The 3,228-nt window shown below is 57.8% G+C and carries 2 rRNA genes; both read right to left on the bottom strand.

Annotated elements, in window-relative coordinates:
• Nucleotides 1-180: 180 nt before the first annotated feature.
• Nucleotides 181-296, bottom strand: a 5S ribosomal RNA gene (rrf, locus tag HND91_RS22305).
• A gap of 170 nt (nt 297-466) precedes the next feature.
• Nucleotides 467-3,228 (bottom strand): 23S ribosomal RNA (locus HND91_RS22300); the annotation flags it as partial.

Below are 3,228 nucleotides of genomic sequence, written 5' to 3'. Positions count from 1 at the left end.
ATCCACGCATTCGTCGGCCGCCGCACGACGCGCCGCCGCCTTCTGTTTGCCGGGCGGGTCCGTGCGTTCCGAGGCCCGAACGCACGAAAGCCCCGGCGAGGGGGCTCGCGCGGGGTGTGTGATCCGGTCTCGTGTGGAGAAGGCTTGGTGTTTTCTGTCTCGTGGTCCTGATCTTGGCTGGCCTGGCAGCGACCTACTCTCCCGCGTCTTGAGACGAAGTACCATGGGCGCTGGGGACTTTCACGGCCGAGTTCGGGATGGGATCGGGTGCTTCATTCCCCGCCATAGCCACCAGGCCGGCGAAGATCAGGATGACGGGTCTTTGAAGGGGGCAGTCGGGCTTAGGCAGTCGGCAGTCGGAAGGGGGAGGCGGTTGGACCCGCGCCGCTTTTCCGACTGCCGACTGCCTACTCACGACTGCCGTCCTTTGACGGACGCGATCGTGTCTTGGATCTTGATAATGAGAGCGATGAAGCCGGTCGAGCGATTAGTACCGGTAAGCTTCGCGCGTTGCCGCGCTTCCACACCCGGCCTATCGACGTGGTGGTCTACCACGGCTCTGATAGGGAGCACTGGTTTTGAGGTTCGTTTCCCGCTTAGATGCCTTCAGCGGTTATCGAGTCCGTACATAGCTACCCTGCTATGCGGCTGGCGCCACAACAGGTCCACCAGAGGTACGTCCATCCCGGTCCTCTCGTACTAGGGACAGATCCTCTCAATACTCCTACACCCACGGCAGATAGGGACCGAACTGTCTCACGACGTTCTGAACCCAACTCACGTACCACTTTAAACGGCGAACAGCCGTACCCTTGGGACCTGCTCCAGCCCCAGGATGTGATGAGTCGACATCGAGGTGCCAAACGATGCCGTCGATATGGACTCTTGGGCATCATCAGCCTGTTATCCCCGGCGTACCTTTTATCCGTTGAGCGATGGCCCGTCCACGAGGGACCACCGGATCACTATGGCCGTCTTTCGACTCTGCTCGACGTGTCAGTCTCGCAGTCAGGCAGGCTTATGCCATTGCACTCGTCGAGCGATTTCCGACCGCTCTGAGCCCACCTTCGCGCGCCTCCGTTACTCTTTGGGAGGCGACCGCCCCAGTCAAACTACCCACCACACACTGTCCCGGGCCCAGATGATGGGTCGCGGTTAGACAGTCATGACGATAAGGGTGGTATTTCAAGGATGGCTCCACGAGAGCTGGCGCCCCCGCTTCAAAGCCTACCACCTATCCTACACATGCCGACACGAATGCCAGTGTGAAGCTATAGTAAAGGTGCACGGGGTCTTTCCGTCTGACCGCAGGAACCCCGCATCTTCACGGGGAATTCAATTTCACTGAGGTTGTGCTGGAGACAGCGGGGAAGTCGTTACGCCATTCGTGCAGGTCGGAACTTACCCGACAAGGAATTTCGCTACCTTAGGACCGTTATAGTTACGGCCGCCGTTTACCGGGGCTTCAATTCGGAGCTTGCACCCCTCCTCTTAACCTTCCGGCACCGGGCAGGCGTCAGACCCTATACGTCGCCTTATGGCTTCGCAGAGCCCTGTGTTTTTGTTAAACAGTCGCCACCCCCTCGTCTGTGCCCCCCCGACATGGTTGCCCACGCCGAGGGCCTCCTTCTCCCGAAGTTACGGAGGCAATTTGCCGAGTTCCTTCAGCACAGTTCGCTCAAACGCCTTGGTATGCTCTACCAGTCCACCTGTGTCGGTTTCGGGTACGGTCTGATGCAGGGGCTATTTCCTGGAACGCCTTCACGGCCCCTCCAATCCGATAAGGAGGAACCATACACGGCATCCGTCACCACCTGCTGGCCGGGGACTGTTCACCCCGTTCCCATCGACTACGCCTTTCGGCCTCGCCTTAGGGGCCGGCTAACCCTGCGCAGATTAGCTTTACGCAGGAACCCTTGGACTTTCGGCGAGGGTGTCTCTCACACCCTTTATCGTTACTCATGTCAGCATTCTCACTTCCGATACCTCCAGAAGCCCTCGCGGGTCTTCCTTCACAGGCCTACGGAACGCTCCGCTACCACTTGGCATTGCTGCCAAATCCGCAGCTTCGGTGCACGGCTTGAGCCCCGTTACATTGTCCGCGCAGGAACCCTTGTTTAGACCAGTGAGCTGTTACGCTTTCTTTAAATGATGGCTGCTTCTAAGCCAACATCCTGGTTGTTTTGGGATTCCCACATCGTTTCACACTTAGCCGTGACTTCGGGACCTTAGCTGGCGGTCAGGGTTGTTTCCCTTTTCACGACGGACGTTAGCACCCGCCGTGTGTCTGCCGGATAGCACTCTTGAGTATTCGGAGTTTGGTTAGGTTTGGTAAGTCTGTGGGACCCCCTAGCCCATCCAGTGCTCTACCCCTCAAGGTGTTCATCCGACGCTCTACCTAAATAGATTTCGCGGAGAACCAGCTATTTCGAGGTTTGATTGGCCTTTCACCCCTAGTCACAAGTCATCCCCGACTTTTTCAACAGGCGTGGGTTCGGTCCTCCAGTGCGTGTTACCGCACCTTCAACCTGCTCATGACTAGATCACCTCGTTTCGGGTCTATTGCTACGAACTCATTCGCCCTGTTCAGACTCGCTTTCGCTGCGCCTACACCTATCGGCTTAAGCTTGCTCGCAACAATAAGTCGCTGACCCATTATACAAAAGGTACGCCGTCACCCAGGACAAACCTTGGGCTCCGACTGTTTGTAGGCATCCGGTTTCAGGTGCTGTTTCACTCCCCTCGTCGGGGTGCTTTTCACCTTTCCCTCACGGTACTGGTTCGCTATCGGTCGCTGAGGAGTACTTAGGCTTGGAGGGTGGGCCCCCCATGTTCAGACAGGATTGCACGTGTCCCGCCTTACTCAAGGATCATCGGAGCGAGTACGCCTACGGGGCTGTCACCCATATCGCCCGCCTTTCCAGACGGTTCGGCTTGAACTCCAATGACCACTGGCCTGGTCCGCGTTCGCTCGCCACTGATGTCCTTTCCTGCAGGTACTTAGATGTTTCACTTCCCTGCGTTCGCCTCTAATCCCCTATGTGTTCAGGGATCAGATACCTTCATCTGACACCACGAAGCGCGAACCCGCCCCGGATCCTGCAAGGATCCGGCACGACCTCACGGTTCGGGATGTCGAAGGTGGGTTTCCCCATTCGGAGATCCCCGGATCAAAGCCTGTTCGCGGCTCCCCGGAGCTTATCGCAGCGTACCACGTCCTTCATCGCC

It is taken from the genome of Chthonobacter rhizosphaerae (assembly GCF_013839525.1).
Taxonomy (GTDB): domain Bacteria; phylum Pseudomonadota; class Alphaproteobacteria; order Rhizobiales; family Pleomorphomonadaceae; genus Chthonobacter; species Chthonobacter rhizosphaerae.
The sequence above is the reverse complement of the archived record's forward strand: the minus strand, read 5'-3'. Positions and strand labels throughout refer to the sequence as shown.